This is a genomic window from Arthrobacter gyeryongensis (assembly GCF_039543785.1).
GTDB lineage: Bacteria > Actinomycetota > Actinomycetes > Actinomycetales > Micrococcaceae > Arthrobacter > Arthrobacter gyeryongensis.
The window spans coordinates 142,092-165,525 of the sequence record NZ_BAABKK010000018.1; the positions used below are offsets into that span (position 1 = coordinate 142,092).

A 23,434-nucleotide genomic window follows, 5' to 3' on the forward strand; every position below is an offset into this window, starting at 1 on the left:
GAAGGTGCGGGCCGCCGTCGGGCTGGCCAGTCGGGCTGGCGGGAAGCTAGGCCTTGTGGGCCGGGCGGGTCATGGTGGTGACGTCGAGGGCCTTGTCGAGTTGCTCTTCCGTCAGTTCGCCGCGCTCAAGGTAGCCGAGGGAGATCACGGCTTCGCGGATGGTCAAGCCCTCCGCAACGGCCTTCTTGGCGATCTTTGCCGCGGCTTCGTAACCGATGAACTTGTTCAGCGGCGTCACGATGGACGGGGAAGCCTCGGCCAGGAAGCGGGCGCGCTCCACATTGGCCGTGATGCCATCGATCATCTTGTCGGCCATGACGCGGCTGGTGTTGGCCAGGAGGCGGATGGATTCGAGCAGGTTGGCGGCCATGACGGGGATGCCGACGTTGAGCTCGAAGGCGCCGTTGGTACCGGACCACGCGATGGCGGTGTCGTTGCCGATGACCTGGGCGCAGACCATGATCGATGCTTCGCAGATGACCGGATTGACCTTGCCGGGCATGATCGACGAGCCCGGCTGAAGGTCCGGGATGGAGATCTCGCCGAGTCCCGTGTTGGGGCCGGAACCCATCCAGCGGAGGTCGTTGTTGATCTTCATGAAGGAGATGGCGATGTTGCGCAGCTGGCTGGAGCCCTCGATGAGGCCGTCGCGGTTGGCCTGCGCTTCGAAGTGGTCGCGCGCCTCGGTCAGCGGCAGGCCCGTGTCGGCCGCGAGGAGCTCGATGACGCGCTCCGGGAAGCCCTCCGGGGTGTTGATGCCGGTGCCGACCGCGGTTCCGCCCAGGGGGACCTCGGCGACGCGGGGGAGGGCGGCGTTGATGCGCTCGACGCCGTAGCGGACCTGCGCGGCGTAGCCGCCGAACTCCTGGCCCAAGGTCACCGGAGTGGCGTCCATGAGGTGGGTGCGCCCGGACTTGACGACGTCCTTGAACTCCACGGCCTTGCGGTCCAGGGAAGCAGCCAGGTACTCGAGGGCCGGGATCAGGTCGTTGATCAGGGCCGACGTCGCCGCGACGTGGACCGACGTCGGGAAGACGTCGTTGGAGGACTGCGAAGCGTTGACGTGGTCGTTGGGGTGGACAACTTTGTCACTCCCGGCGGCCGCGAGGGCGCGCGTTGCCAGCTCGGCGATGACCTCGTTGGTGTTCATGTTGGACGATGTACCCGAACCGGTCTGGAAGACGTCGATGGGGAAATCGCCGTCGTACTTTCCGGCGGCAACCTCATCGGCAGCGCTGGCAATCGCCTCGGCGAGCTCGCCGTCGAGCACTCCCAATTCAGCGTTCGCCAGGGCCGCGGCCTTCTTGACGCGTGCCAAGGCCTCGATGTGTGCGCGCTCAAGCGTCTTGCCGGAGATCGGGAAGTTCTCGACGGCGCGCTGCGTCTGGGCGCGGTACAGGGCGTTCACAGGAACGCGAACTTCGCCCATCGTGTCATGTTCAATACGGAACTCGGCCGTGTTGGATTCTTGAGTGGAAGTCATGGGCCTAGCTTATGGCGAGCAGCCGCTTGACCGAAAACCGGCGAGGCAAAGCTACGGCCGTTGTGTGCCGCCCCTTCGGGGGCTGCCCGGCATCCTGCCTAGAGCTTGCCGATCCCGGAAACCAGCGCCGCGCGGCCTTCGTCCAGTTTGTAGGAAAGCCCGACGACGGCGGCCCGGCCGTCGTCGATCGCGTCGGAAATCACACGGGAACTGTCGGCCAGGCGGCGGGCCGTCTGCTTGACGTGCTCCACGACCATCTCGTTGACGTCCGTCTGCTCGTTGCGCATCGCGGTGAGCACGGAAGGCGTGATGCGCTCCACGAGTGAACGGATGAAACCTGCGGGCATTTCACCGGTCTCCACGGCACTCTTGGTCGCGGTCACTGCGCCGCAGCTGTCGTGGCCCAGGATCACGATGAGGGGGACATGCAGCTGGGAGATGCTGTATTCCAGCGAACCGAGGACCGCGTCGTCGATCACCTGACCGGCGGTGCGGACCACGAAGGCATCGCCCAGGCCGAGGTCGAAGATGATTTCCGCGGCCAGGCGGGAATCCGAGCAACCGAAGATCACGGCAAAGGGGTGCTGGTCCTCGACCAGGGAATGCCTGCGGGAAGCATCCTGGTTGGGATGCAAGGACTCCCCGGCGACAAAGCGTTCGTTTCCTTCGCGCAGACGGCGCCAGGCAAGGGCAGGAGTCAGATAAGTAGCCACGGCGCTACTTTACGGCTTTGAGGTAGCAGGCTGCGAAACTGTGTCGCCCGGCTTCGTGCTCGCGTCGGCGGAAGCGACAGGAGCTGCATCCATTGCCTTGACCACAGCTGCGGCCAAGGTGGAGAACTCGTCCAGTCCTGCGCTGCCGCTCAGGATGATCGTGGTGCCGCGGTAGTTCAGGACCATGCTGCGGTTGCCCTTGGCCGTGTCATGGAGTTCCCAGTCGTGGCCGCCGGCGCTTCGTGTGCCGGTCACCGGAGCGCTGCCGGCCTGCTGGAAAATCCAGGTCGGATTGGCCTTGCGGGTCTGGACAATTCCGATGAAGGCCTGCTTGGGAGTCACGTAACCGACTTCCCACGTGGGTACGCCATCGCCGGCTCCGGATACCCAGCGGGCGTAGTTCGGACTAAATGTGTCGCCGGTGTCCGGCGCCACCGGTGTGAAACCCGCCACATCTTTCGCGTTCGCAGCCGTTGCGGCCACATCGACGTTGGGCTTGTAACCGTTGCTCTTTGGGGCCGGATTCATGAGCACGATCGGCAGGAACGCCAGCACGCAGAGGAGCAACGCGATGAGCATGCCAATGACCGACGCGTTGGCCCTTTTTGCTGCTTTGGCCGCGATTACGGGCTTGACCGCAGGCTGACCGGCATCGCCGGCACCAGCTGCGCCCGCGCCTTCGCTGCCGGAGGGGGCGGCGGCAATTGCTTTGTCTTGCGTTTCACTCACGCTTCAATAGTCTCCTATCCAAGCGGCTAATACACATCGGCCGGTCCGCGCAAGGGACGTTCCGGGACTTGGTCATCCCATGACCGCGGCGCCCCGCCCCGACTATGATCTCTTCTAGAGGAATCATTCAGGCCGACAAGCCCAGCCATTCCTGGTCCCACGAATCGCGTCATCGAAGAAGAGGTTCACGTGTCTCCAGCGCCAATGTCCCAGAAGTATTCCACGATTTCGTCGGCGCTCGCCGTCGGGACCGATGAGCCGGACCGCAACCTGGCCCTCGAACTTGTCCGGGTTACCGAAGCCGCCGCGATTGCAGGCGGCCACTGGGTTGGATTCGGCGACAAGAACAAGGCGGACGGCGCCGCCGTCGACGCCATGCGCTCCTTCCTCCACACCGTCCATTTCAACGGCGTCGTTGTCATTGGCGAAGGTGAAAAGGACGAAGCGCCCATGCTTTTCAATGGCGAGCACGTCGGTGACGGCACCGGGCCGGAGTGCGACGTCGCCGTCGACCCGATCGATGGAACCCGACTGACTGCCCTGGGCATCAACAACGCCCTCGCGGTCCTGGCAGTGGCCGAACGCGGCACCATGTTCGATCCCTCCGCCGTGTTCTACATGGAGAAGCTCGTCACAGGCCCCGAAGCCGCCGACATGGTGGACCTGCGCCTGCCGGTGAAGCAGAACCTGCACTTGATCGCCAAGGCCAAGGGCGTCAAGGTCAACCAGCTCAACGTCATGATCCTGGACCGCGACCGCCACCGTCCGCTCGTGGAGGAAATCCGCGAAGCCGGTGCGCGCACCAAGTTCATCATGGACGGCGACGTAGCAGGCGCCATTGCAGCCGCGCGTTCCGGCACCGGCGTTGACGCCCTGATGGGCATCGGCGGCACCCCGGAAGGCATCGTTGCAGCATGTGCCATCAAGTCCCTCGGCGGTGTCATCCAAGGCCGCCTGTGGCCCACGAGCGACGACGAGAAGCAGAAGGCCATCGACGCCGGACACGACCTCGAGCGCGTCCTCTCGACGAACGACCTCGTCACTAGCGATAACTGCTACTTCGCAGCCACTGGCATCACCGACGGCGACCTCCTCAAGGGTGTTCGCTACTCGAAGGACAAGGTCCTGACCCAGTCCATCGTGATGCGCTCCAAGTCCGGCACCATCCGCTTCGTCGACGGCGAGCACCAAGCCAGCAAGTGGGAGGGCTACGCCCGCAAGTAGGACCCACCTCCCAGCGCGAACTGGCAGCAAATGCCCTCCGAATCGAGATTTGGAGGCATTTGCTGCCAGTTCGCGTTAAGCCGCGGAATCCGTCCTGTGGATAACTCAACTTAGGGCTTGAAGCCGGGCAAGAATTGAGCATGTCCCGGACACCGATGCCCCCGCAGCTTCCAAACGGTTCCTTTCCGGCGTCGGCCGCTAAGAGCCTCGGACTGAGCCCGAAGCAACTGCGCCGTGAGGGCATTGTCACGTTGTCGAGGGGACTGCGCCTGCCGCTGCACAGCACCGGGACGGTGGCGGAGCATTTACGGGGTTACACCGAGCTCGATCCAGAGTGCTGCCTGAGCCATGGTTCCGCGGCGCGGATCCATGGCATGAGTTTGTCCAAAGAACTCGAAGCGGACTGGCGGATTCACCTCGCCCGAGCCAGTGAGAATTGGAAACCGCGGAGACGCAACGTTGTTGGGCACCAATTGACGTTCAAACCGGGTGAAGTGATGATGCTCGACGGCGTCCGGCTTACCTCGCCTGCGCGTACGTGGCTGGACTTGGCCCATGTGATGAGTATCGATGACATTATCGCGGCGGGCGACTCGATCGTCGTCGAGCACGGCGAAAACCATCCCAGGCCGCGTCAGGCATTGGCGACCGTTGACGAATTGAAGGCAATGGTCAAAGCCCATCCAGGAATGCGCGGCGTCCGCAAGGCCCGGCTGGCCCTGGATCTCGTTCGAGTCGGCGCGGATTCGCCGCAGGAAACGCAAATGCGCCTCATATTGCTGCATGCTGGTTTGCCTGAGCCCACGCTGAATCACGTCATCTTCAATGAGTGGGGTGCCCCCGCTGTGTGGCCCGATGCCGCATACCTCACGGAGCGGGTGGCCCTCCAATACGACGGGCGGCATCATGGAGAAGCTGAGCAATACCGGAGGGACATCAGGCGCCAGGCGTTAACGGAACGGCTGGGTTGGCGCGAAGTCCGGGTCCACCATGACGATTTGCTCGGGCCCCGGCCGGAAGTGGTAGCGAAAGTCCGCCGGGCGCTGTGGGTTGGCCGCGAGTTGGCAGCAAATGCCCGCAAAATCGGATTTTGAGGGCATCTGGTGCCAGTTCGCGCGGGGGCTGCGAAGGAACCCTAGCGGAGCTTTTCGCGCAGTTTCCGGGCCACTTGGTAGGCGCCGTAGCGGAACTTGTTGACTGGAAGGTCCCACGTGCCTGGGTAGGCTATTTCACGGCCGCCGAAGGACTTCTTGAAGGCGGTGAATCCGGCCCACTTGTGGTCAGGCTCGTCCTCCGGGGCCACGCCCCACAGGTCGACGTGCTTGAGCCCCTTGTCCTTGGCGTCCGCCATGAGCGTCACGAGCAATGGAATGCCCGCGCTGAGCTTGCGGTGCGTGTCATCGAGCGCCGCGTGGGCGTAGGTGCGCGTGTCGACGGAGTCGTACGCCAGGGCTGCGGCAATGGGCTCGCCCCCGAGTTCGGCGATGAACAGGGTGGCGGCACCGGCGGGCATGAGGGAGCGGGCCACCGAGTCGAGGTAGTCGTCGCTCTGGGGCTTGAAGCCGTTGCGTGCGGCAGTCATGTGCAGGAAGTTGAGAAGCACTGAGATGTCTTCAGGATCCTGCGAGGACCGGAAGGTGACACCCTTCTTGTGGATGTTGCGGTACAGGTTCCGGTTGGTGGGTTTCATGCCCGCGAGGACGTCCTTGAAATCGCCGTCCAGATCCACAATCCAGCTCAATTCCGGCTGCTGGTTGGACGGCGCCGGCTGCAGGCCGCGTCCCCGCAGGATCGCACCGGCTTCGGTGGCTTCGAACCCGGCAGTGACCGGTTCCATCCGGACAAACACCGCCCGGCTCCGGCGCGCGATCGCCACGAGTGCGCCTAGGGCTTCGTCGAAGGCCTCCAGCGAATCGGCCACGGGTCCGTAAGGCGTGTAAATGACCTTGCCTGCCGGGTTCTTTTCCTCCACAGCGAGGAAACGCCAGCCCGGGCCCGACTCCTCATGCACGGTACGGCCGAGGGATCGCTGGAAGGACGCCCATGCGGGCGTCTGCAGGAAGTACTCCACGCTCTAGTTCCCCAGGCCTGTTGTGACAGCAAAGGCGACGCTGGTTCCCGTTGCGCCGGCAACCGGGTGCACCATGACGGGTTCTTCGGATGCCGGGATGAATGCACTCCCGCCGCGCTCCACGGCGAGCTCGCTCTTGGGGGAGTCGAGCACCACGGAACCCGAAACCACGACGACGACGGCGGGACCGGCCTGGGCCATCGGCACGGGTTCCGCTCCGGGAGCCAACTCGATGCGCTGGAGTTGGAATTCCTTGAAGGGCGGCACATAGAGATCCTGGCCGAATCCGGAGGTCCTGGGTTCGATGCGCGGTACGCCGAGGGAAGCGAATTCGATGGTCTTCAGGAGCTCGGGGACATCGACGTGCTTAGGGGTGAGCCCGCCACGGAGCACGTTGTCCGAAGCCGCCATCACCTCCACTCCGAGGCCTTTCAGGTAGGCGTGGACGTTTCCGCCCGGCAGGTACACCGATTCGCCCGGGGACAGGAAGACAAGATTCAAGAGCAAGGAAATCAGGACACCGGGATCGCCCGGGAATTCACTGTTGATGTCCACCAAGGCGGAGAGCTCCGCAGCGTGCTGACCCATCGGCGCGCCCGATTTCAGGATGGAAACCACCTGGTCCGTCGCGGCGGAGACGGCATCCCCGCCGGTAATCAGCCGGGTGAACGCAGCTTTGAGTGCCGAGGGCTCATCGGACCCGGAAAGGTCCGCGATGACTCCGGTGATGACATCAGGAACGTCGACGGCGGCAAGATCCAGGAGGTTCGCGAGGTGCTCGAAGACACGCTGCGAATCGGCCGCGGGACGGAAACCGCAGAGGGCGTGAAACGGGGTCAGCGCGAAGATCATCTCCGGCTTGTGGTTGTCATCGCGATAGTTGCGCTCGGGTGCGTTCGCTGCCATACCCGCGGCATTTTCCTTCGCGAAGCCGTCCCTGGCCTGCTGCAGGCGAGGGTGGACCTGCAAGGACAGGGGCTTGTCGGCTGCAAGGAGCTTGGTGAGGAACGGCAAGCGGGGACCGAATTCAGCCACGCTCGTTTCACCAAGGAAGTGCACGGGATCCACGTTGATCAGGGCGTCCAAGGCGACCGAAGACCCATCCGGACGGGTGGCCACGGACGGCGAGTCCGGGTGCGCTCCGATCCACAACTCTGCCTCCGGACCGCCCGAGGCGGGCCTTCCCAGCAGAGCGGCGATCGCCGTCGTCGATCCCCATGCATAGGGGCGGAGAACATTCTCAAGCTGGTACACGGTAGGGGATCCTTGTCATTGCGGAGGGTTCATTCGGGAGTGCCGGGGATGACCTTCTGGCGGCTGCCCAGGCTCTTAGCGGCTGCTGCGGGCGGAGACGTTCGCGGTGGAGAAGACTTCGGCGACCTTGTCGCGGAGCCTGGCCCCTTTTTCGGTAGCGGTGTTGTTCAGCTCCCGGGCGAATTCGAGCAGCTCGCCACGAAGCCGGACGGCCAGCTCGTCGGTTCCGGACGCCAGCATGCGCACTGCCAGGAGACCGGCGTTGCGCGCTCCGCCGATGGAAACCGTGGCCACGGGAACGCCGGCGGGCATCTGCACGATGGACAGCAAGGAATCCATGCCATCAAGGGTTTTCAGCGGGACCGGGACGCCGATGACGGGCAGCGGGGTGACAGAGGCGAGCATGCCCGGCAAGTGGGCGGCGCCGCCTGCTCCGGCGATGATGACGCGGATGCCGCGCTCATGGGCGTTCTGGCCGTAACGGATCATTTCCGTGGGCATGCGGTGGGCGGAGACGACGTCGGCTTCGAAGGGGATGCCGAACTCGGCCAGGGCGTCCGCCGCTGCTTCCATGACAGGCCAGTCGGAGTCGGAGCCCATGACGAGGCCTACGATCGGGGCGGCGTTCGCAGCGCCCGCGTTTCCGGCATCCATGTTTTCTGTGCTCATGAGGTCTCCTCTGAGGTGGTCTCGGCCGGCATGCGGCCGTCGCGGATGATATCGGCCACTACGGTGGCCCGGCGTCGGATGGAGTCGACGTCCGCTGTCGAGTTGCCGACGAGATTCACGTGCCCGATCTTGCGGCCGGCCCGCACGGACTTGCCGTAGCAGTGGACCTTTGCAGCAGGTTCGTAGGCGAGGGCCTTGGGGTAGGCGCTGTAGAGATCCTGGTTGTCGCCGCCCAGGAAGTTCTTCATGACCACCACCGCGCCCAGGGCATCGGTGGCACCCAGGGGGAGGTTGAGGACTGCGCGCAAATGCTGTTCGAACTGGCTCGTGACGGAGCCGTCCTGCGTCCAGTGGCCGGTGTTGTGCGGCCGCATGGCGAGTTCGTTGACCAGGAACCCGACTCCGACGCCGGGCGTTTCGAAGAGCTCCGCAGCCATGACGCCCGTGACTCCGAGTTCATTGGCGATTCGCAGCGCTGCCTCTTCGGCTGCCGCAGCGACTTCCACGGGAATGTCCTGGGCCGGCGCAATCACTTCGTCGCAGACGCCGTCCACCTGGACGGTGTGGACTACCGGCCAGGCGCGGGATTCGCCGTCGGGGGTCCTTGCAACGAGCGCGGAAAGCTCGCGGCTGAAGTCAACCTTCTCTTCGGCCAATAGCGGGCTCATGGCTTCGAACCAGTCCGTTGTGGTGCGTGCGTCCTCGGCGGAATGGACGATGCGCACGCCCTTTCCGTCATAGCCCCCGCGGGGGGTCTTCAAGACAATCGGCCAGCCGGTCTGCTCGCCGAAAGCGATAAGGTCTTCGACGCCGCGGACCGCAGCCCACGCCGGATTGGGGAGTCCCAAGCGGTCGATCGCGGCGCGCATCACGAGTTTGTCCTGCGCATGCATCAAGGCATCGGGGCCCGGCTGGACGTTGACTCCGGCCTCGATCAGCGCCCTCAGGTGCTCGGTGGGGACGTGCTCGTGGTCGAACGTCATGACGTCCAAGCCCTCCGAGAACTCAAGAAGGGCGGCGAGGTCCTTGTAGTCGCCAATGGGAGCCGTTGCCACGGCCTGGACCGCGGAAACGTCCTCACCTTCGGCAAGGACCCGGAGTTCAAAGCCGAGAGCAGTTGCGGCCGGGGCCATCATTCGTGCGAGCTGTCCGCCGCCCACCACGCCAATTACAGGAAAAGTCACAAGGTTCAGCCTACCGAACCAGCAGCTGGTTCCCAGATTCTGCCCGCCGCCGGGTCCTGGGAACCCGGCTCGAGGCCGCCGGCGCGGAATAATTCGGCAAGCTCCAAGGAATCGGAGCTAAAATGGAGCCTTCGGCCCATCGGCCCCCTAGAACAACGGCCATGGAGGGTCATGATCAACACACTTGCAGATCGCATCCGCGGGCTCGCCTCGCTCTTTTGGCGCGAAGTAGCGAAGTTCGGCGCTGTAGGCGGTGTTGCGTTCGTCATAGATAACGGCTTGACCTACTATCTCATGCACGGCCCGATGACGGACAGTGAGGCCAAGGCCCGTTTCGTCGGCGCCACCGTGGCCACCGTGTTCTCCTGGATCGCAAACCGTTTCTGGACATTCCGCCACCGCCGCCAGGCGAACGTGGTGCGCGAGTTCGTCATGTTCATCATCATCAACGGCATTGGCATCGGAATCTCCACAGGCCTGACCGCCATCGCCAAATACGGCATGAACATCCAGGACAAGAACGTCCTGTTCGCTGCCGGAATCGTCGGCATACTCGTCGCCACTGTAGTGCGATTCTTCGCTTACCGCTTCCTGGTGTTCAACAGGGAACTCGACGAAGAGCCGGCTTTCTCGCATGACCACGAGATCATCGAAGCCCACCATAAGGCCAAGGCCAAGGCGATGCATTCCGCTAGCACCGCGGCTGACTCCGATGAGGGCGAAGACGCGGTCAAGCGCCGCTGACGCGCTCGTTGTCCAGCAGGTGCTGGGTGACGTCAACGTCCGGGTGCACGAGGACAACTGAACCGTCTTTGTTCCACGCACCCAGCGCGTCCGCGAGGGCCGACTCCAAGCCGTCGGCCGCGCGGACCAGCAGGCGTACGCCGGCGTCATGCTCCTTGGCGAAGCCGTCCAGCAATTCGCCGTGCGAGTGTCCGGCTTCAGGGCGGCGCAGGGCCGGCAGTGCGGCGTCCGGTTCGGCGTGCGCCATGAACACGTCACCGTGGGAGCGCACCTCAGCCGCGTAGTCGACGACGCCGACCGGCAGTTCTCCCGGCCAGCGCATTGCGAGTGCAGCGAGCGGCACGGCGACGACGGCGTCGAAGCCGGCTCCCGCACCGACGTCGGGAGTGTCCGTGACAAGCAGGTCGGCGCTGCCGCCGTCGAGCACCAGCTCCATCCCCAGCTGCCACCCGGCCAGCGCCCACACGAGGGACTTCCAATGGGCCGGGAGGTCCAGGCGAAGGCTCATGCCCGGTTCGGCGTCGAACTCGTCCTGAAGCAGGTTGCTGGTCTTGGCCACCCAATTGTCCAGGACCCGGCCTGAAAGCTCCACCCGTTCGGCGTCCGGCCCGTACCAAGTCAGTCGGGGGGATGTGGCGTGTCCGGAACGCAGGGCTGCCATCAGGTTCATCGCTGGGGTGCTCATGGCTACATCTTGCCACGAGGCGCGCGGGCCGCCGCTGGAGCATGTGAATTGCGCCACATTGGGCTGGGCGGCGGCGATGGCGCGGCATTCCAGGGGCAATCAATTTCCCTGAAATTCAATGAAAATACATTTTAATTGAGTCGACGCTTCCGTTTTTCCGCGGAGCCGTGCGGATGGTGCGAAAAAGTCGCGGGCGTGGCGTGACCGCAGTTAGTACGGAAAGTTGATTATTATCCCGGCGTGGCTTGACGGCACGGTAGTTACACACGTGTAATTAGATATCGAACGCCGCTGCGGGAGTATCGGGTACATAACCGAGTACCGAATGAGCACGGCAGCAGCTGCACACATCAGGAGGGACGCCATGGGGCAAGCGTTGCGTATCCAGGAAGATGCAGTCGTCGCGGAATATGCGTCGGTGAAGTACCGGTCGCGTGAAGTTCCGGGGGATTGGTATGTTGACCCGGCAGATCCGCAGGCGGCGGACCGCTATATAGAGACCACTCGGGAGTCGCTGGAAGACGAGGCAACAGCCTTTCTTGCTGCCCACGAGGCTCTTGTGGGAGGCGCGCCGGCAGATCCGGAGGACGATCTTGACGATCCTCCCATGGAGCTGCGCCGTCCGCTCGACAACCCGGCACAGCCGGTATGGATCGGGCTTCCGCGCCAGGGGGACTTCGACGACGAAGGCGAACTTGGCTGGCAAACGGACGCCTTGTGCGCCCAGACGGACCCGGAGGCGTTCTTCCCCGAGAAGGGCGGCTCAACCCGGGATGCCAAAAAGGTTTGCGGTGCGTGCAATGTCCGTTCGCAGTGCCTTGAATACGCACTCGCCAACGATGAACGTTTTGGTATCTGGGGCGGGCTCTCCGAGCGTGAACGCCGCAGGCTGAGGAAGCGAGCGGTCTGATTCTCAAGGCAGTACACGTTACCGCCGTCGTCGTTTCGCATGACGGCGGTAACTATCTCCCCAGAACCCTGGCGGCTCTGCTGGACCAGACGCGTCCGGCAGATGCCGCCATTGGCATTGATACGGGCTCCCGCGACAAGTCCGCCGCGTTGCTGCAGCGGGCCCTCGGCAAGGCCAATGTCACCAGCACGGGCGAACACAAAGTAGGTTTCGGTGCGGCCGTCATGGCCGGCCTGGCCCGCTCGGCGCCACCTTCGCAGGAGCCAGGAGCCGTGGAGTGGATCTGGTTGTTGCACGACGACGCCGCTCCCGCTCCGGATGCACTCGCCGAGCTGCTCCAGGCAGTCGAGCGCGCCCCTTCGGTCACTGTCGCCGGTTGTAAGCAGTTGGCCTGGAATGCGGAACGCAGGCTCATCGACGCCGGCCTGTCCACGAGCCGATGGGCCGAACGGCTGACGCTCATTGAAGCCGACGAACTCGACCAGGGTCAGTACGACGGGCGCACGGACACTTTCGCGGTGAATTCCGCAGGCATGCTGATCCGCCGCGATGCCTGGGAACAGCTGGGCGGCTTCGACCCCGCGCTTCCGGGCGTGGGAGACGACGTCGATTTCTGCTGGCGCAACTGGCTTGCGGGCAACAGGGTTGTGGTGGTTCCGGCGGCGCGCATGTTCCATGTCGAGCACCGTCCCCACAGCCTGGCGACACCCGCGGCCGCACGCAAGAGCCAGGTCCATTTGAGGCTCACCCACGCATCGTCCTGGAAAGTTCCGCTGCACGCGTTCGGCGCGTTGCTCGGGAGCATGGTCAGACTCATCTTGAGCATCCTCGTCAAAGAGCCCGGTCACGGCTTTTCCCAGCTCGGCGCCACCGTTGCGGCGCTCGTCCGTCCCGGGGCGATTTGGCGCTCCAGGCTCAACGCGGCCCGGACGCGACGCGTGCCACGGTCAATGGTCAAGGGTCTGCAGACTCCGCGGCGCGAGGTTTGGGACCACCGCCGGTCCCTCGTCGAGGCGATTGGCGCAGACGAATTCCAGGAGACGGATTCGCTGGCTCCGGAACCGAGCGGCGACGCCGGCGACGATTTCGTGGCCCTCGCGACGAATGAGCGGGGTTGGATCGGCACGGGCGCCGTGGCCGCCGGATTTGTTGCGCTGGCTGCTTCCATCGTGGGGCTGTCAGGGCTCGTGGGGGCAGGCGGCGTGACGGGCGGAGGCCTCTTGCCGTTGTCTGCCGCAGGCGACATCTGGCGGTCTGCGTCCACGTGGTGGATCGGCCTGGGTGCAGGCTTGCCCGGACACGGGGATCCCTTCGCCTACATCCTGTGGCTCGTGTCATTGATGGGAGGAGGCGCCTCCGGCACAGCCATCGTGTGGCTGTTGTTGCTGGCCATGCCGTTGTCCGGCCTGGGCGCCTGGTTTGCTTCGGGCGCGATGACCACGCTGCGCCGCTACCGTTTCATTGCCGCGCTGGTCTGGGCTGGAGCGCCGGCCCTTCAAGTCGCCTTGAACCAAGGAAGGGCCGGAGCCCTCCTGGCCCACGTGGCGATGCCGCTGCTGGTGCTGGCCCTCTTCCGGGCCACTGGATCGGCCCTGGGGCGGGACGCTGCTTTGGACCGACAACTGAATCCCGATCGGATCCAGCCATTCGGCTACGCCGCAACCAAGCTGGTGACGGGGAAGCCGGGCGTCAACGGCACTCCGTCGTGGACGGCTGCTGCCGCGGCGGGCCTTGTGCTCGCTGTCGTGACGGCTTCTGCGCCGTCCCTGCTGCCCCCCTTTGCAGTACTCATTGTTTTTTGCGGCATCGCCTTGGGTCGGCGCGGCCGGACCATTTGGTGGTCACTCCTTCCGAGCGCCGCGCTCTTTGCGCCGTACGTCCTCTCGGTCCTTGAACGGCCCCGCACCCTGCTCGCCGATCCGGGCCTCCCGCTGGGGTTCGAAGCCGCACCTTTGTGGCAGCAATTGCTTGGCCAACCCTTGAAATTCGACGTCAACGGCGGACTGGCCGGCTTGGCACTATTCGGCCCGTCGGGTATTCCCTGGGCGCTGGCGTTTGCCCTGCTGCTCGCTGCCCCGGTCCTGCTCTTGTCCATTGCCGCGCTCTTTGTGCCCGGAAGGCGGTCGCGCGTCACGCGTTTCCTCTGGGCTGGGGCCCTTTTGCTCCTTGCCTGGGCGTGGCTCGCCGGACATGTGGCAACGGGTGTCGACGGCAACCTGCTGGTGGCACCTTTCACGGGGCCGGCAGTTTCGGCCGCCGGGTTCGCGTTCCTCGGGGCGGCGCTGATCGGCGCCGATAACCTACTCCGGATCAAAGCCAAGGCGGAAGACGGCCGCACGGTCCAGCGCGCGGCAGTGCGAGCCGTTTCCGCTGTAGCAACGCTTCTCCTCGTTGCCGGACCCCTGGCCGGCATGGGCCTGTGGGCAACCCAGAATGTCCTGGCCAGCGCAGACACTTCCCCTTCTGCCAGCGGCGCGCTTGGCACGCCGCGACTGGTCCAGCCCTCAGGGCAAGGCACCTTGCCGGCCACCGCCGTCGACCACGGCCAAGGGCCGGAACAGACCCGTACCCTGGTCATCACCGCCGGTGAGAACGGTGGCTACACGTCATCCCTCATGCGCGGCGCCGGGACGACATTGGACTCGCTCTCCACTGTCGCCGCGGGCCGTTCCATCGTGGGTTCACCCGGACAGGAACGCGTCGCGGCCGACGACGACGCTACCGCGTCCATCCGGAACGCCGTAGCGACGATTGTCGCCGGAACAGGCGTAGATCCCCGGCCAGGCCTCGAGCAGCTCGGTGCCGGATTCGTGGTTCTCAAGTCAGCCGACGCAGCTGCCCAGCTGACGGCCAACAGGATCGATTCCGTCCCCGGCCTGGTGGCTGTGGGAAAGACCGATTCCGGCTGGCTCTGGAGGGTCACGCCGCTCAACCAAGCCGCCGCAGCCGACGCCGAGACGGCGCACCGCGTGAGGGTGGTGGATGCCAAGGGTGCCGTAGTTGCCCTCTTGCCCTCCCTCGGAACCTCTGCCGCCGGCGACATCCCGGCGGGCGGGGACGGACGCCTGGTAGTGCTCGCTGAGCGGGCAGACGCCGGTTGGGGCGCTTGGTTGGATGGCCGCCAACTGAGCCCGACGACGTCCGGATGGGCCCAAGCTTTCGCCTTGCCTTCTACGGGCGGCCAGATCGAGATCCGATACACCACAGTGTGGGAGCCTTTGCTCAGCATTCTGCAAGGCGTAGTGATTGGGTTGACCGTCCTGCTGGCCATCCCCATGCCTGCCCGCAGGCCGAAAGCCGGCCTCCTGAAGGAACAAAACTCCCTCCGTAAGGAGTACAGCAGTGTCTGACAACCAAGGCCCGGCACCCGAGCTCAGAGCGGGGTCAGGGAAGCGCGGCCAGCGCAAAGCCGGGAACCAGAACAAAGGCCAGAACAAGAACAAAGCCGTTGTGTTGGGAGCTCTTTCCGCGACGTTGCTCCTCGCTGCAGGGGCAGGAATGGTGTCGGCAGCATCCATCCTGCCGTCACCGTCGGGAAGCAAAACGCTGGACATGTCCCTTGTGGATGTCCCGGCAGGCAGGACAACCGCAGTGTGTCCGGCGCCTCCCCGTCTTGCAGAAGGAACCGCCGCGGGCACCGACAGCCAGTTCAGCCCGGTTTCGCGTTCGGCAAAGAGCTTCCTGGATGCGGTGGTGCTCAGCGACGCCGCCGGATCCGTTCCGGGGAGCAACCTCGCCTCGCTCGGGGGCTCCGCGATCGCCGACATTGCCAAGCCTCCGGCTGCCGCCCAAGCCCCGGCGTCTGGGCCTCCCGTGCTGAACGCCGGCGTCGTGGCCCAAAGGCCCGCGGGCGACGTCACCGTGGTGGGCGCCGATCCCATCAGTGGCCAGAAGGCCGCGGTGGCGGGCTTGATGAGCTACGCCGCGAGCGACGGCGACCTCCGCGGGCTGGCGGCGGCACCCTGCCAGCAGCCGATCAACGATGCATGGCTCCTGGGAGCAAACACCGCACTGGGGCGAACGGCGGTTTTGAACATCAGCAATGCCTCGGGCACACCGGCTACCGTGAATCTCGAGCTGTTCGGTGCCCATGGACAGATCCAGGCCCCGGACAGCCGTGGCTTGCTGGTTTCGCCTGGAGCCACCCGGTCCATCAACTTGGCCGGACTGGCCCCGAACGAGGGTCAGCTCTCGGTGCATCTGCGCAGCAGCGGCGGCCCCGTCGCGGCAACCATCCAGCAGAGCGTCCTCCGGGGCCTCACCGCCGGTGGTGTCGAGCTCATTACTCCAGGTGCCGGCGCCGCCGATGCCCAGGTCATGACCGGGGTGGATGTCCAGGACCCGGCAGCCGTGAAGTCACTCGCCGACAAGCCCGGTTTTGCCGACGTCGTTCCGGCCTTGCAGATCACGGTCCCCGGTCCGGTGGACGCCGTCGTGGACGTGCGTTTGTTCGGGCCGAACGGCCAGCGCGCCTTGCCCGGAGGGGGAGCGGTGACCGCCAAAGCGGGTTCGGTTACCGAAGTGCCGCTCGCGGGGATCCCGGCCGGCATGTATACCGTCAGCGCTACTTCGGATGTTTCCTTCGCAGCGTCCTCCCGCGTAACGCGGGGGCTCAAGGCCGAGGATCCCGTTGATTTCGCCTGGTCTCCGGCAGCAGTCCGCTTGGGTAGCCAGCATGTGATGGCGGTGCCCCAAGGCGGAACCCGCTTCCTCAGCTTCGGCGTGCCGGCGGGCCGGGCCACGGTCAGCTACACGCCGGTCACCTCTGACGGCAAGGTACACAAGACCCAAACAGTCGACATCGCCGGGGGGACCACATCGGTCATCGGCGTTCCGGATAAGTCCGACGGCGCCGCGGTCTCGGGCTACATCGTGTCGGCGTCAGGGGACGCTGCCTACGGCGCGCTCGTCCTCGGCCAGGGCGATCAACCTGGCGTTTCGGTCCTGACCATCCAGGATGGCGCTGCGGGCCACGAAAAAGTACAGGTCACGCTGGGTTACTGATAACGACGGCGGTAAACGGGGTCCAGGGTCTCCGGCGGCACTCCGAGCATCTCGGCGGTGTACTCGACGACGACGTCGTGCACCAGGTCCTGAAGGTCCTCGCGGCCGCCGGTGGTGTGCTCGACGACGCGCCGATAGATGGTGATGACGGGTCCCGCGCCGTGGGCTGCCGGGGTGTATGAGCCGAGCGGTGCCGCGGTTCCCTCGGCCACCAGCTGCTCAAGGTTCGGCGGGATCTCGTCGACGGCGAACGCCACGCCGTCGAGCCGTTTGCCCCACATATCCTGCAGCCGCTCCGCGGAATCGAGTACGAGGTCGTCGAACTTCTCGGCACGCGTCCGGTAGCCGGGAAGGTTGGGAAGGATGATTTCCCCGCGCAGCCCCCGCCCGTGGCGGTTCCTGCGGCGCTCCCTGAAGCCGCGTGCGGACGTGGCCGCCGCCGTCGTTTCCTGGCTGTCCCCGGTGTCGGACAAATGGACTGTGAAGCCCGGAACGTGGTGCTGTGACTGCATATATCGACTTTAGACCCGTGATTCCGCCAACGCGACATAATGCGCACAAAGGGGCAATGCACCGCGCCGCGGGGAAGTGCGGCTAATCTGGGATGTTGTGGGTGCAATCCGTCAGTGTTCCAGATCAGCCTGCCGCCAATCCGCGGTGGCTACTTTGACGTACGTTTACGCCGAGTCCACGGCGGTGCTGGGTCCGCTGGCGACATATGCCGAGCCGCATTCCTACGATCTGTGCGCGCAGCATGCCGCATCGCTGACTGTGCCGCGGGGCTGGGAAGTCATGAGGCTCGCCATGCCGTCCTCACCGCCTCAGCCCGGGCCGGACGATCTGCTTGCCCTGGCGAACGCCGTGCGTGAAGCCGCGTCGGCCCCGGCCGCGCCGGAACAACGCGCAGTCCGCACACCCTTTGACGGACCGGCCCCTGCAGAGGGAACCAGGCGCCACCTGCGCATCCTGCGCGATCCTTCCTGACCCCTCGACGACAGTCACTGCGCGTCCCCTGCCCTGTGGACTACCCTGTGTGTCGCCTTATGTGTCGCCGCTCTCGCATGACAAGCTTTGTGACACCGTGCGCTGCGCCGCCGGGTTGTACTCTGGAAGCTGCCATATCTGTCCACAGCGGCGTCCGCGAGATGCCATCCAGGGAGCTTCAACCATGCCAAAGGTCAGTCCTGAATTGTTGTCCATCCTGCGGTGCCCTGTCACCGGGTCCCCGCTGGAGCAGGACGGCGAGGAACTTGTCACGACGGCCGCTTCCGCCTCGGGTGAGAAGCTCCGCTATGCCATCCAGGACGGAATCCCCTTGCTGCTGCCCCCGGAGCTGCTGGCAGCCGCCAACGCCGCGGCCTCAGACCAGCACGACGCAGGCCAACACGACGGCCCCCGCCACGCCTGAGCCCGCCTGACTCGACCATCCGGTACTTCCAAAGGACTTCCATGACTTTCGACTACAAGGTTGCAGACATCTCCCTGGCTGAAGCAGGGCGTCACCAGATTCGCCTGGCCGAGCACGAAATGCCGGGCCTCATGTCGTTGCGCGCCGAGTTCGGTCCGAGCCAGCCGCTCAAGGGCGCACGCATTGCGGGATCCCTGCACATGACCGTGCAGACCGCGGTGCTCATCGAGACGCTGACGGCCCTCGGCGCCGAGGTCCGATGGGCCTCGTGCAACATCTTCTCCACGCAGGACGAGGCGGCTGCCGCCGTCGTCGTCGGCAAGGGAACCATCGAGGATCCCCAGGGTGTTCCCGTGTTCGCCTGGAAGGGCGAGACCCTCGACGAATACTGGTGGACCGCCGAGCAGATCCTCAGCTGGCCGGGCGCGGACGCCAACCCTGAGTTGGGCCCCAACATGATCCTCGACGACGGCGGCGACGCAACGCTGCTGGTCCACAAGGGCGTCGAATTCGAAGCCGCAGGCGCCGTGCCGACCGCCACGGAAAGCGATCCCGAAGAGTATGCACTCGTCCTGGACGTGCTGAGGAAGAGCCTTGCCGCCGACCCGAAGAAGTGGACCCGCATCGCGGCCGGCATCCGTGGCGTGAGCGAGGAAACCACCACGGGCGTGCACCGTCTCTACCAGCTTGCCGAACAGGGCAAGCTCCTGTTCCCGGCCATCAACGTCAACGACTCGGTGACCAAGAGCAAATTCGACAACAAGTACGGCATCCGCCACTCCCTGCCGGACGGCCTCAACCGCGCCACGGATGTCCTCATGGGCGGCAAGGTCGCCGTCGTCTGCGGCTATGGCGACGTCGGCAAGGGCGCCGCTGAGGCGCTCCGCGGCCAGGGTTCGCGCGTGATCGTCACGGAGATCGACCCCATCTGTGCACTCCAGGCAGCCATGGACGGCTATCAGGTGGCCAAGCTGGATTCGGTCTTGGAGCAGGGCGACATCTTCATCACGACCACCGGCAACAAGGACGTCATCATGGCCTCCGACATGCTCCGCATGAAGAACAAGGCGATCGTGGGCAACATCGGCCACTTCGACAACGAGATCGACATGGCCGGACTGGCAAAGGTCCCCGGCGTCCAGAAAGTGGAAATCAAGCCGCAGGTGCACGAGTGGGTGTTCCCCGCGGCCGACGGCCGCGAAGAGCGATCGATCATCGTGCTGTCCGAGGGGCGCCTCCTGAACCTGGGCAACGCGACCGGCCACCCCTCGTTCGTCATGAGCAACTCCTTCGCGAACCAGACGATCGCCCAGATCGAGCTGTGGACCAAGAAGGACCAGACTGGCTCTGGCCCAGGGGCCAGGCGCGAATACTCGAACCAGGTCTACGTGCTGCCCAAGATCCTCGATGAGAAGGTCGCCCGCCTGCACCTGGATGCTTTGGGCGTGGAACTAACCGAGCTCAGCAAGGAACAGGCGGAATACCTGGACCTTGACGTTGCCGGGCCGTACAAGCCGGAACACTACCGGTACTGAGTACACCGGCTGGGGCGCGCCGAGGCGCGCTCCCAGCCAATATCAAGCCGCACCCTTTAGGATGCGGCTGTGGGGCGTGAGTCTTTTGGGGGCGTGAGTTTTGGAGAAAACAGGAATGGGTCTTAATCCCGACGGCGAGCAAGCGGACACTTTCGAGCATGTGGACGCTGCGCGGCTCTTCGACGTTGAGCAAGACAGCGGCAGTGCCCGGCACTTGGACACGACGCACTTGGACACTGGGCACTGGGGCCCGACGCCGACGAAGCGAAGCCGGTTCCGTAAGGTCGCCTGGATCGTGGTTGTCTGCCTCATTGCCGCGCTCAGCGGCACTTTCGCCGCAGTGGCCCCGCATGCGGCCAGCGCCGCAATCGAGTCCGAGGGATCATCAGGTGAACGCAGCGAGGCGGCAGCTGTGCTGCCCGTCGTGAAGCCTGCCACGGTTGTTGCCTCGCCCGCGAGCGGGGCCAAACAGGTGAACCCGGCTGCGCCCGTCACGATCAGCGTCAAGGACGGAACCCTGGTCAGGGTGTCCCTGACAAGCGCCCAAGGCAAGACCGTTGATGGCGCGTTGACCCCGGATGGACTGAGCTGGACCGCATCCACGCCCCTCGAGTTCAACTCCTCCTACACCTTCAATTACACCGTTGCGGATGCGGCCGGACGCCTGACGTCGAAGACCGGATCCTTCACGACGGTTTCCACGCAGAACGAGGCCGACGCCGCCATGTACCCCCTGGACGGGGCGAAGGTAGGCGTGGCGCAGCCACTGCAGCTCACGTTCAGTGAACCCGTGGTCAACAAAGCCGCCGTCGAGAAGGCCATCAAGGTGACCTCCACGTCGGGCCAGGTCGGGGCCTTCCACTGGTTCAGCGACACCATGGTGCGTTACCGTCCGGAGAACTTCTGGGCGGCGAACAGCACCGTCACCGTGGACCTCAAGCTGTTCGGGGTGGACTTCGGCAACGGACAGATCGGCAACTTCAACAAGACGAACACCTTCAAGATCGGCGATAAGAAGGTGGCGGTGGCCGACGCGGTGGCCCACACGTTCACGGTCAGTGTCAACGATCAGCAAGTGGGCGAGTGGCCGGACACCATGGGCGACACCAGGTTCCCTTCCGCGCGCGGCTACTTGGTGCTCATGGAAAAGTACCGGGTAGAGCACATGGACGCCTCGACCATCGGCCTCAAGCCGGGGGATCCGGCCTACTACGGACAGCTTGACGTCAACTACGCCACGCGCTTGACACCCAGCGGCGAGTTCATCCACCAGGCCACCGACTCGGCCCTGCCGTACATCGGTGTCACGAACCTCTCCCACGGCTGCATCGGACTGGGACCCGACGGTGCGAAATGGGTGTTCGACAACATGACAACCGGAGACGTCGTCCAGGTGGTCAATACCCAAGGTGACTACGCCAATTTCGACGACGGCTTTGGCGACTGGAACATCCCTTGGGCCCAATACGCCAATTGAGCAATACGCCAACTAACAGGGCGCGCCTTTCGGCACTGTCCGGGACGCATCAGTACCACCGGTAGACTTGGCGGGTCAGTCTTGGGGGCTGGCTTTCTGCCGGGGGATGTGGAGTTGCTGTGGCGTCGCAAAGGAAGCGCAAAGCCGGGAAGATTCTCGGAATCATGGGGATGTGTGCCGCAGTTGCGGCCGGAGGAATCGGAGTTGCGACCGCCCCGAATTGGCTGCAAACGGCGGTCGAATCAGAAGCGGGATCGCCGCAACGCACGGATGTCGGACTGGGGTCCGCCGTCGTCAAGGCAGTGGAACTGGGAATTACCCCCCTTGACGGTGCCCGCGAAGTGAATCCCGCCGTCGGGCCATCCGTGAAGGCCGTGCACGGCACGCTGAAGGACATTGAACTTGTCCCGGCCACGGGTGGCAAGGCCGTCAAGGGAGCCATCAGCGCCGACCGCAGCACCTGGTCCACGCTGGATCCTTTGGGGTTCAACACTGAGTACCGTTTTGGCTTCACCGTTGTTGATGGCGCGGGCCGGGAGACCCGGAAGACCCAATCCTTCACCACGGTTTCCACGCCCAACGAGGCCAACGCCATGGTGTTTCCCAACGACGGTGCCGTCATGGGTTCGGGCCAGCCCATCGAAATCAACTTCAGCGAGCCCGTGGCGGACAAAGCCGCCATGGAAGAGGCCGTGAAGATCAGTGTCTCCTCGGGCCAGAAGGTGGCCTGGCGCTGGTACTCGGACCGGAAAGTTCGTATCCTCCCGGAGACCTTCTGGGCAGCCAACACGAGCGTCACAGTGGACATGCCTCTGTTCGGCCGGGATTTCGGCAACGGAATGATCGGCAACTCGGACGTCTTGGCCACGTTCACGACCGGCCCGCAGCGCATAGCGGTGGTGGACGACGCCACCAAGACCATGAAGGTGTATTTCGACGGCGCGCTCGTCAAGACCGCTCCCGTGACCCTCGGCAGCCCCGATTGGCTCTCACCCACCGGCTACGCCGTGATCATGGAGCAGGAGCGCCACTCCAAGTTCAACGCGGGCAGCATCGGCCTCAAACCCGGTGACAAAGGCTACTACGCACCGCTCGTCGTCGAGCACGCCAACCGGCTCACGAACTCAGGGGTCTACGTTCACCAGGCGCTTCCATCGGCTTACGGGGCCGTCGGCGCGTACAACGTCTCGCATGGCTGTGTTGGCTTGCTCCCGGCCGACGCCGCGTGGTTCTTCAACAACATGCGTACGGGGGACGTGGTGCAGGTACTGAACACCGGTGCCCCCGCCGTGGAACCGCTAGAAGGCTTCGGCGACTGGAACATCGCCTGGGCCGGCTACGCGAAGCGCTGAGCGCTGCCGGGACTTGCCGCAGTTATGCCCGACGGCGTTGCTCACGCTGCGTGCCGCGCGTTTGGCTAGCGCGTGAACGGAAGCCTGTTGAGTCGATCACCGACCGCGGCGCTGCGTTGTTCTGCGCGGCGCAGCCGTTGCAGGTCCCGGTTTCGCCGCTCGCCCAAAACCGCGTGCAGGTAGCCTTCCGGCGTCGTTCCGGGCGGCGGCGATGGGGCGACGTAAGCCGCCAATTCGCTCGCGAGGGCCGCGGCCATGTGGGCGCGCGAGTCCGGCGCCATCCGCCAGGCCTGCTGGACGAACTGTGATGCCCGCCGCGCCATGCCGTCCGGGACCCTGCCGATATCCGCGAGTCCCACCCACGCCTGCAGGTACGGAGGGGCATAGGGGAGGATTTTGGGTTCAGCGGGAACGCGCTGCCTGAGCGAATAGGTTCCGGCCACAACGTCTCCGAGCCTCTTCGACTTGTCATTGAACAGTGCCACGGCAATGGCCAATCCGCCGAACGTCGCGTAGATCTCCAGGAAGCCGATCAACCCGCGGATCACCGCGTGCCGGAAGCGGATGGATCCGCCGTCGTCGCGCACAATCCGGAGCCCTGTAGCCAGCTTGCCCAGCGAGCGGCCGCGGCTCAGCGTTTCCACCGCCACGGGGACCACTACGAGGCACAGCACCACGCTGGACAAGGCAATCGCGCGGCCCGCGGCCACGTCCACATGGGGTGCCGCCATACCGAGCAGGAACAACAGGCCCAACAGCAACACAACGTGAGCGACGACGTCGAGCATGAGCCCGAGTGCCCTCGCCCCGAACGATGCCGGCCGCAGTTCAAGGACCACGGCCTCGCCGGTAATGATCGAACTCAAGCCCGCCCCCAAGCATTGCCACGACGTCTGCAGGACCGGACGGCTCCCGCTGGATCGAGTCTAACCGCGGCCACGGATGCGGAGGAGGGGTTTGCTTGGATGTGGGACTGTTTGGGGAGGGTTGGG

General features: G+C 65.0%; 21 protein-coding genes. 11 read left to right on the plus strand and 10 right to left on the minus strand.

Features of this window, described 5'->3' with window-relative positions; genetic code table 11:
• Positions 1-46: 46 nt before the first annotated feature.
• The 3 genes from ABEA18_RS14660 to ABEA18_RS14670 all read right to left on the minus strand — a co-directional run bounded on the left by ABEA18_RS14660 (position 47) and on the right by ABEA18_RS14670 (position 2,925).
• Complete coding sequence (locus ABEA18_RS14660; RefSeq protein WP_345450184.1) at positions 47-1,483, minus strand: class II fumarate hydratase; 1,437 nt, start codon at positions 1,481-1,483, stop codon at positions 47-49.
• Between the two features lie 98 nt (positions 1,484-1,581).
• Positions 1,582-2,196, minus strand: coding sequence for a carbonic anhydrase (locus ABEA18_RS14665; RefSeq protein WP_078105935.1), 615 nt, complete (start codon positions 2,194-2,196; stop codon positions 1,582-1,584).
• Between the two features lie 9 nt (positions 2,197-2,205).
• Positions 2,206-2,925, minus strand: a complete 720-nt coding sequence (locus ABEA18_RS14670; RefSeq protein WP_345450187.1) for a DUF4245 domain-containing protein — start codon at positions 2,923-2,925, stop codon at positions 2,206-2,208.
• 204 nt (positions 2,926-3,129) lie between these two features.
• Here ABEA18_RS14670 and glpX point away from each other — a divergent pair, with 204 nt between their 5' ends.
• Positions 3,130-4,149, plus strand: a complete 1,020-nt coding sequence (gene glpX / locus ABEA18_RS14675) for a class II fructose-bisphosphatase (RefSeq protein WP_345450245.1) — start codon at positions 3,130-3,132, stop codon at positions 4,147-4,149.
• 140 nt (positions 4,150-4,289) lie between these two features.
• Positions 4,290-5,243 carry a hypothetical protein gene (locus ABEA18_RS14680; RefSeq protein WP_345450189.1) on the plus strand — a complete coding sequence of 318 codons (954 nt, stop codon included), beginning with the start codon at positions 4,290-4,292 and terminating at the stop codon, positions 5,241-5,243.
• 41 nt (positions 5,244-5,284) lie between these two features.
• On the opposite strand, the gene ABEA18_RS14685 is transcribed toward ABEA18_RS14680, so the two are convergent.
• The 4 genes from ABEA18_RS14685 to ABEA18_RS14700 form a co-directional block, all read right to left on the minus strand.
• The gene (locus ABEA18_RS14685; protein ID WP_345450191.1) at positions 5,285-6,220 is read right to left on the minus strand and encodes a lipid II:glycine glycyltransferase FemX; all 936 of its coding nucleotides are present in this window, start codon (positions 6,218-6,220) and stop codon (positions 5,285-5,287) included.
• 3 nt (positions 6,221-6,223) lie between these two features.
• The gene (gene manA, locus ABEA18_RS14690; protein ID WP_345450193.1) at positions 6,224-7,474 is read right to left on the minus strand and encodes a mannose-6-phosphate isomerase, class I; all 1,251 of its coding nucleotides are present in this window, start codon (positions 7,472-7,474) and stop codon (positions 6,224-6,226) included.
• A 75-nt stretch (positions 7,475-7,549) separates the two neighbouring features.
• Positions 7,550-8,143 (minus strand): 5-(carboxyamino)imidazole ribonucleotide mutase, encoded by a 594-nt coding sequence (purE, locus tag ABEA18_RS14695; RefSeq protein ID WP_345450195.1) that lies wholly within the window; start codon positions 8,141-8,143, stop codon positions 7,550-7,552.
• On the minus strand, positions 8,140-9,327 hold the full coding sequence (locus ABEA18_RS14700) for a 5-(carboxyamino)imidazole ribonucleotide synthase (protein ID WP_345450197.1): 1,188 nt from the start codon (positions 9,325-9,327) through the stop codon (positions 8,140-8,142). Before ABEA18_RS14700 ends, purE begins: the two co-directional genes overlap by 4 nt.
• A gap of 171 nt (positions 9,328-9,498) precedes the next feature.
• Between ABEA18_RS14700 and ABEA18_RS14705 the strand changes: the two genes are divergently transcribed.
• The gene (locus ABEA18_RS14705; protein WP_345450199.1) at positions 9,499-10,071 is read left to right on the plus strand and encodes a GtrA family protein; all 573 of its coding nucleotides are present in this window, start codon (positions 9,499-9,501) and stop codon (positions 10,069-10,071) included.
• Here the strand turns inward: ABEA18_RS14705 and ABEA18_RS14710 are convergent.
• Positions 10,058-10,756, minus strand: coding sequence for a TIGR03089 family protein (locus ABEA18_RS14710; RefSeq protein ID WP_345450201.1), 699 nt, complete (start codon positions 10,754-10,756; stop codon positions 10,058-10,060). The genes ABEA18_RS14705 and ABEA18_RS14710 overlap by 14 nt on opposite strands.
• 364 nt (positions 10,757-11,120) lie before the next feature.
• On the opposite strand from ABEA18_RS14710, the gene ABEA18_RS14715 reads away from it, so the two are divergent.
• Genes ABEA18_RS14715 through ABEA18_RS14725 form a run of 3 tightly spaced genes read left to right on the plus strand, consistent with a single transcriptional unit; the run spans position 11,121 to position 16,670 of the window.
• Positions 11,121-11,666, plus strand: a complete 546-nt coding sequence (locus ABEA18_RS14715; RefSeq protein WP_236818426.1) for a WhiB family transcriptional regulator — start codon at positions 11,121-11,123, stop codon at positions 11,664-11,666.
• The gene (locus ABEA18_RS14720) at positions 11,666-15,016 is read left to right on the plus strand and encodes a glycosyltransferase (RefSeq protein ID WP_345450248.1); all 3,351 of its coding nucleotides are present in this window, start codon (positions 11,666-11,668) and stop codon (positions 15,014-15,016) included. Before ABEA18_RS14715 ends, ABEA18_RS14720 begins: the two co-directional genes overlap by 1 nt.
• Entirely contained in the window at positions 15,009-16,670 is a 1,662-nt protein-coding gene (locus ABEA18_RS14725) for a DUF5719 family protein (protein WP_345450203.1), read from the plus strand. Before ABEA18_RS14720 ends, ABEA18_RS14725 begins: the two co-directional genes overlap by 8 nt.
• On the opposite strand, the gene ABEA18_RS14730 is transcribed toward ABEA18_RS14725, so the two are convergent.
• Positions 16,664-17,182, minus strand: coding sequence for a metallopeptidase family protein (locus ABEA18_RS14730; RefSeq protein ID WP_345450205.1), 519 nt, complete (start codon positions 17,180-17,182; stop codon positions 16,664-16,666). The two genes, ABEA18_RS14725 and ABEA18_RS14730, sit on opposite strands and share 7 nt — an antisense overlap.
• Positions 17,183-17,279: 97 nt before the next feature.
• On the opposite strand from ABEA18_RS14730, the gene ABEA18_RS14735 reads away from it, so the two are divergent.
• The 5 genes from ABEA18_RS14735 (at position 17,280) to ABEA18_RS14755 (ending at position 22,442) form a co-directional block, all read left to right on the plus strand.
• A complete protein-coding gene (locus ABEA18_RS14735) occupies positions 17,280-17,654 on the plus strand; it encodes a DUF3499 domain-containing protein (protein ID WP_345450208.1) in 375 nt (124 codons plus the stop codon).
• A 184-nt stretch (positions 17,655-17,838) separates the two neighbouring features.
• Complete coding sequence (locus tag ABEA18_RS14740; RefSeq protein ID WP_345450209.1) at positions 17,839-18,078, plus strand: Trm112 family protein; 240 nt, start codon at positions 17,839-17,841, stop codon at positions 18,076-18,078.
• Between the two features lie 41 nt (positions 18,079-18,119).
• The gene (gene ahcY, locus ABEA18_RS14745) at positions 18,120-19,613 is read left to right on the plus strand and encodes an adenosylhomocysteinase (RefSeq protein WP_345450210.1); all 1,494 of its coding nucleotides are present in this window, start codon (positions 18,120-18,122) and stop codon (positions 19,611-19,613) included.
• A 115-nt stretch (positions 19,614-19,728) separates the two neighbouring features.
• On the plus strand, positions 19,729-21,090 hold the full coding sequence (locus ABEA18_RS14750) for a L,D-transpeptidase (protein WP_345450211.1): 1,362 nt from the start codon (positions 19,729-19,731) through the stop codon (positions 21,088-21,090).
• Between the two features lie 119 nt (positions 21,091-21,209).
• Entirely contained in the window at positions 21,210-22,442 is a 1,233-nt protein-coding gene (locus tag ABEA18_RS14755; protein ID WP_345450213.1) for a L,D-transpeptidase, read from the plus strand.
• A gap of 65 nt (positions 22,443-22,507) precedes the next feature.
• Here the strand turns inward: ABEA18_RS14755 and ABEA18_RS14760 are convergent, their stop codons facing one another.
• Positions 22,508-23,308, minus strand: a complete 801-nt coding sequence (locus ABEA18_RS14760; protein ID WP_345450215.1) for an RDD family protein — start codon at positions 23,306-23,308, stop codon at positions 22,508-22,510.
• Between the last annotated feature and the right edge of the window lie 126 nt (positions 23,309-23,434).